This is a genomic window from Coleofasciculus sp. C1-SOL-03, from assembly GCF_040220555.1.
In the GTDB taxonomy this organism is placed as follows: domain Bacteria; phylum Cyanobacteriota; class Cyanobacteriia; order Cyanobacteriales; family Coleofasciculaceae; genus Coleofasciculus.
This window is the reverse complement of the sequence record NZ_JAVJUO010000047.1, coordinates 1-5,940: the sequence shown is the minus strand read 5'-3', so window position 1 is coordinate 5,940 and position 5,940 is coordinate 1. Positions and strand designations below refer to the sequence as shown.

Annotated in this window: 5 protein-coding genes; all 5 read right to left on the bottom strand. The window is 48.3% G+C overall.

Features of this window, described 5'->3' with window-relative positions:
• Positions 1-271: 271 nt before the first annotated feature.
• Entirely contained in the window at positions 272-1,978 is a 1,707-nt protein-coding gene (gene ftsY / locus RIE73_RS07055; protein WP_446400516.1) for a signal recognition particle-docking protein FtsY, read from the bottom strand.
• Positions 1,979-2,067: 89 nt separating this feature from the next.
• Positions 2,068-2,712 (bottom strand): transcription antitermination factor NusB, encoded by a 645-nt coding sequence (gene nusB / locus RIE73_RS07050; RefSeq protein WP_446400515.1) that lies wholly within the window; start codon positions 2,710-2,712, stop codon positions 2,068-2,070.
• Positions 2,713-2,809: 97 nt separating this feature from the next.
• Positions 2,810-3,544 carry a DUF502 domain-containing protein gene (locus RIE73_RS07045; protein WP_446400514.1) on the bottom strand — a complete coding sequence of 245 codons (735 nt, stop codon included), beginning with the start codon at positions 3,542-3,544 and terminating at the stop codon, positions 2,810-2,812.
• Positions 3,545-3,834: 290 nt separating this feature from the next.
• A complete protein-coding gene (locus tag RIE73_RS07040; protein ID WP_446400513.1) occupies positions 3,835-4,689 on the bottom strand; it encodes a glycosyltransferase family 2 protein in 855 nt (284 codons plus the stop codon).
• 283 nt (positions 4,690-4,972) lie between these two features.
• Complete coding sequence (gene hpsJ-B / locus RIE73_RS07035; protein ID WP_446400512.1) at positions 4,973-5,710, bottom strand: hormogonium polysaccharide biosynthesis protein HpsJ; 738 nt, start codon at positions 5,708-5,710, stop codon at positions 4,973-4,975.
• Positions 5,711-5,940: the final 230 nt, after the last annotated feature.

The following is a 5,940-nucleotide window of genomic DNA, read 5'->3' as shown; positions in this document are numbered from 1 at the left end:
CCCTTCCCGCCATCCCGGTTAAGATGTCTTGTCTTAACAACAACCCGACAAAAGGTTTTAGAGAGTATCCGGACTAGGGAAGCATCCGGGTGTCTGTACCAAACCGGGACTCAATGCGGTATTCAACGGTTTAAATCGCCGTTTGTCCGGCAATCCCTGACTTCAAGCGTTAGCTAAGTCAGGGTTGTTGAATTTTCTGGAATTGGTCATTGGTCTTATGTCCTTTGGGATACCCAGGCGCAAATAACGAATCCAAAGCTTGCCAGTCTGATTATCCACTCAATAATGCTTCCACAAACTCATAACTTGAGAACGGACGTAAATCTTCAATCCCTTCCCCAGCACCGATAAATCGAATTGGCAATCCCAGTTGCTGGACGATCGCCAAAGCCACACCGCCTTTAGCCGTACCATCTAACTTAGTCAACACCACACCACTCAGTTGTGCCGCTTCCGAGAACACCTCAGCTTGACGCAAACCATTTTGACCCAGGGTAGCATCCAATACCAACAACGATTCCACTTTCGCCTCTGGTGCTTTTTTATCGATAATCCGGCGAATTTTCGCCAATTCCTCCATCAGATTCTTCTTGTTTTGCAAACGCCCTGCGGTGTCTACCAATAGTAATTCCGTATTGCGGGATTTTGCGGCTGTGATGGAATCAAATACCACGGCGGCTGGATCGGTATTCTTGCCTGGATTTGCAATCACCTCTGTACGACTGCGTTCTCCCCAAATTTTCACCTGTTCCACCGCCGCCGCCCGGAAGGTATCAGCTGCTCCAATTAAACACTTGTAACCGGATTTATTGGCTAAATGAGCCAGTTTGCCAATTGTGGTGGTTTTTCCTGCACCATTCACCCCAGTCATCAACCAAATATTCAGGATGTCTTTTTCCGGGAAAAACGTTTCACCGTAAGACTCTTGACAGGGTTTATCCAATAAATCCCGGAGAATTTGTTTCAAATAGGCGATCGCTTGTTCCGGAGGCAAGACTTCCTGGCGCATTTTCGCTTGCAGGGTTTCAATAATATAATCCGTTGCCTCGATACCCACATCCGCTTGCAACAACAACGCCTCGATTTCCATCACGGCGTCTTGGTTCAACGGACCCTGACCGACTATAGACTTGAGTTGATTGACTAAGCCACGACGAGTTTTGCCCAGTCCAGAGCGAAGCTGTTTGAGCCAGCTAATTTCCTCAGCGGAGACATCCTCAGGGGTACGCCCTTGATCGGCTAAGACTTTGGCTGACCATAAAAATTCTTCATCCAAGGCGACATCCGCCTCGGCTTCGGGTGGGGTTGTGGGTGGCGCGACAGATTCCGGTTCTGGCGTCTCAATTGCCGTTGCTTCAAGCCGTTTAAGTCGCTCTTCCCGTTCGGATTTCCTTGCCCAAATCGGCACAGTTGCTGATTCTTCAGCCGCCACAGGTTCAGGTTGTTCTGTGGGGGGTTCCGCTTCGGCTATGGTATTTGAAGCCGTTGGCGCCTCCGTTTCTTCAGGTTCTACTTGTTCGGTGTCGGTTTCCGCCTCAGTTACCACAGGAGATTCTGGGGAGGGTGCGGTACTACTCGCTTCAACCCTAATGTCTTCTCCCTCAGCTTCCTCAGCTTCCTCAGCTTCCCCTGCTTCCCCTGCTTCCTCTATTTCTGGCTCCGGGGCAGTTTCTGTGGCTTCTGTACTCTCTGGTAATTCAGCCTGGGTAGATTCAGCGGTGTCAGCTTGAACCTCTGGTGCTTCGGTTTCAGCTTCTGAGGGCGCTGACTCCTGCTTTTTCAGGTTTGTATAAGCGGCTTTTGCCCAACTCAGATAATCGTCAGCAACTGTTGCTGATTGCTCCTGAGTGGCAGACTCACTCTCCGATTGCGGCGATTCAACCGGGGGAGTGGCTGACTGCTGTTCTTGCTTCTCTTCTTTCTCCTCGGAAGAAGCAGCACTTTTACCAACTTGGCGGCGGAACCAATTAAATACCATTGCACCTAATTAGAGATAGTGTGAGTTGTGAGTTTTGAGCTTGCTTTTCAAGGGAAGCGAGTATGACAAAGGACGAATGATGATCCTGCTTATACGAACTTTTCTAGAGCTGGAGGCTCTGGCTCTTTTATACAGGTGGTGACGCGACGCAAGACGCCATTCACAAATCGATGTCCTTCTTCATCGCTGTAGCGTTTAGCGAGTTCTATGGCTTCATTAATTGCCACCCGATCAGGAATCTCTAAAAATGCCATTTCTGCCACGGCTATTCGCAAAATATCTCGGTCAATGCGGGGTAAGCGATCAATTTGCCAATCTTTCAGGGATTTAACCAGTATTTCGTCAATTTCGACTTGCCTACGGTGAATCGCCTGGAGAATTTCGATGGCATAAGCCCGCACGTCGGCTTGATTGGCAAGCTGAATCATTTCCGGGATTTCTACAGCGACACCGATACGGTTAATCGCCTTCTGAGTCAGTTCAATGGCTTCCGCCACCATCGTTTTGGAACTTCGCACATCGATCGCACGGGTTTCACTACCGAGGAGGCGATCGCTCCCCCGTTTAAGTTCGGCTGAGGCTGTTTCTAAGGCTTCGTTAATTTCATTGGTCAGAGTCCTGACAGCAACCAATACCATCTGGCTCAGTTGTTTTTCATTCAGTTGTTCCGGTTCACGAGACATCTGAGAGAGACCTAAAAGCGCCAGTTCACGAGCGATTCTGCGGGGTTGCATGGTTTTGTCCTTTGTCCTTTGTCCTTTGTCCTTTGTCCTTTGTCCTACTGGCTTCCGAAAAGAAGTTAATTATTTCCTCTTCCCCAATCCCTAATCACTAGGAACTTTCTTCGGTGGGTAACATCTGCTGTTGCAGCATATCGGATAGAGGTTGCTCTCGCTTCGTCTTACCGTATGGCATCTGGAGGGGTACACCCATGGAGGATTCACTCGGTCCGACAATTCCACCGGAGATTAGTACCTTAAAGGCATCTTCGATGGACATGGAAAGATTAATCACTTCTTTTTCCGGCACAATAGCATACCATCCGGTGGTCGGATTGGGAGTGGTGGGGACGAAAATGTTCAACATGGTGTCATTGAGTTTGCCTTGAATTTCACCCGTTGCTGTCCCGGTGACGAAGGCGATCGCCCACATTCCCTGACGCGGATACTCTACCAAAATCACCCGCCGAAATTTACTGCTGGAATCCTTAAGCAAGGTTTCCAATAACTGTTTGAGTGTTTTATAGACTGATCCAGCCAGGGGAATTGCCTGCAACACTCGTTCCCCTACATCCAGCAACCACCGCCCGACAATGTTACGTGCCATTAAGCCAATCAGTAGAATGCACAGGAGGGGCACGGTTAGCCCGACCAGTAAATTCAAGAGATTGACCAAAATGGGGTGGAGGTTATTATAGGGGTTGAGTTGCTTAGGGATACGGGTGAGAAAATTGATCACCCAATTGGCGATGGTAATCGTCAGCCAGATTGTGGTAGCGAGGGGAATCACTACCAGGAGACCGGCGATTAGGTCGTTTTTTAAGTCCTGCTTGAAGCGTTGGATCACAGAGTACTGACTCTCCTTACAATGGCTCTTAAATGGCTCTTAAACGTCTGTCATTGCTCCCCCAATTACTGGTATAAGCTGTTGAAACCTTGACCTGATCACGGCAATCACCGCCAGCTTTCCCAGCCGTTGATGGGGATGAACTCTTGCTCAACCCCCTTTCGCTGCCCCAGTGAAGCAGTACTTCTGGTCGAGGGTTCTATCTCTAGTTGTAAAGCTTGTTAAGAATTGTTGCAAGTATTGATATTTCTATTAAGGTTGTCCAAGAGGGTTTCCAGGGTGTTTGGTTTTCAGAACGAGAGTTGGGAATCAGTCGCCTCAAGGGTGGGCAGTTGTTGCTCTTTGAGTTCCCCAACCTTGAGGGTAATTAGATATTCATAAAATGCCTGTAAGGTACACCAAGTAAAGCCAGCGCGTCCATCTAGGAAGCCTCCCAGGAGAATATACATATAGAGAAAGCGGAGCAAGGGACGAAAGGGTAACCGTAGAGACAGATCTTTGAGGGCGTGACGCCGTTCTACTTCCGATCGCCCCAGCAGCAACGCTCCCCAGTTGACGGTGCCTTGTTCAAGCTGGCGTAAGGTTTCCCGGGCTTCATCGGTGGAGTAACGGTTGTGTTTTTCAATCCAACGGCTCAACCCCTTACTACAGGTATAGTGGGGGTAGGTTTCTTGCAAAAACCCTGTCGGTCCATGACAAACTTCTCGTTCTGTATGACCATAATCGGTAAACCAGACTTGACCTTTTCGCAGTAAACGAAGTTGGTAACGGGGGTACTGAGTGCAGTGGCGAATCCATTGATTCATGAACATGACCCGTTCAGCGACATAGTATCCCACGAAATCCTGGTTCCTTATGGCTTCTAGGCATTCAGCAAATAGGACTGGGGTCATCCGTTCATCTGCTTCCAAGATGTACGCCCATTCGTACTTCGTCGAGATTTGCTCCAGCATCCAAGTGCGCTGACGCCCGTGACTTTCAAAGGCATGAGATACAACTCGCACTGGATAGCGTTGGGCAAATTCTACCGTGCGATCGCTACTGCATGAATCCACCACAATGATGTCATCCGAGAGCAGCGCTGACTGAATGCAGGCTTCAATATCTCGTTGTTCGTTGTAGGTGAGGATATAAATCGAGAACATGTTAAAGCTGGTAAAATTAGGAGTCTAGCTAAAGCGGTTTGCTGAAATTGAGAACCCCAATCCGCCTCAATGCCAATCGTAACCGATGGCACATAAAAGCAGAACTGGGGATTACCTACAGCAGTTGGCAACTGGCTCGAATAGAGGTTATTTGTTATCTCGGAATGGGTGATTAGGACGCTTGTGTGTATCTTCTATTGAATCGTCAATCTCTATCAACTGACAATTTAGAGACTGTTATCAAACCTTTTTGTCTGTTGCTCGCATAGCAATGACTTGCAGATTAACTACCCAAGTTCCGCAATCCCATCCAGCCAATAATGCTGTAGCCAATGGCTAAAAGTAAGCTGCTTAAACCGATGCGGATACCTCGTTTCAACGCCTCGGTTCTGGCGCGTTGCTCAAGTTCTTGTCTACGACTGCGGATTTGAGTCTGAGCTTGCTCCCGACGTTGAGCGATCGCTTCGGGATCTTGTTTGATCGCCTGCAATTGTTCTCGCAAGGCTGTAAGTCGCTGGAGTTGTTCGCCTTCAGCTTGTCCAATCGCTTGCTCTAGCCGTTCTAGCTGAGACGGATCTTGAAGCAGAGTATCTATTTGCTGAACTTGAGTTTCTAGCTGGGTTTCAGCTTCCTCGGCTCGCTGCGTAATCTGTTCGATCGCTTGATTACTTTGGATGCGAACATTGTTGAAATGCAAGGGAACCAGCAATAGGAAGAGTAAACCCAATAGGCTGGAGAGTAAGAATGCCCAGAATCTCAAGTCAGTGATTGACGATTTTCGCTCCGGTAATGAGCCACCACTGTTATTGCTGATCCAATATCCTGCTACCAAAAAGGCAATTCCCACCATAGGGATAACCCCCCGGTCAACAAGCTGGGTGGTTAGATTCAGCTGCCATTCATTCTGAAGAGGGCTAACCCCAGGAGACGGAATAATCAGCACTAGATAGTCCAACAGGGACGATAGGATCATGATCAGCCCGACTATCTTAAGTGCTAAACCCGCAAACGAAGAATACATAGTACTACTTTTCATCTTACTTATGCCTCAGACTACTGTGAGGGGTCACTTTCTACTTTACTGGGCAAGCTGGTTGCCATGGAATTTTTTACCGATATAATTTTGCTAACTTATGCTAACAATGCACTCTAAAAGACAAGCTCTTAGAGAGGGGATATCTCCCAAAGCCCGTAGGAAAATCCCACGGGCGCCGTTAATGTCCCTGTCCATCCGAAATCCATCACCACCAA

Bases quoted from the DNA above. Each gene is read 5' to 3' on its own strand.
- ftsY (WP_446400516.1), bottom strand. From the start codon at position 1,978: ATGGTATTTAATTGGTTCCGCCGCCAAGTTGGTAAAAGTGCTGCTTCT.
- nusB (WP_446400515.1), bottom strand. From the start codon at position 2,712: ATGCAACCCCGCAGAATCGCTCGTGAACTGGCGCTTTTAGGTCTCTCT.
- RIE73_RS07040 (WP_446400513.1), bottom strand. From the start codon at position 4,689: ATGTTCTCGATTTATATCCTCACCTACAACGAACAACGAGATATTGAA.
- hpsJ-B (WP_446400512.1), bottom strand. From the start codon at position 5,710: ATGTATTCTTCGTTTGCGGGTTTAGCACTTAAGATAGTCGGGCTGATC.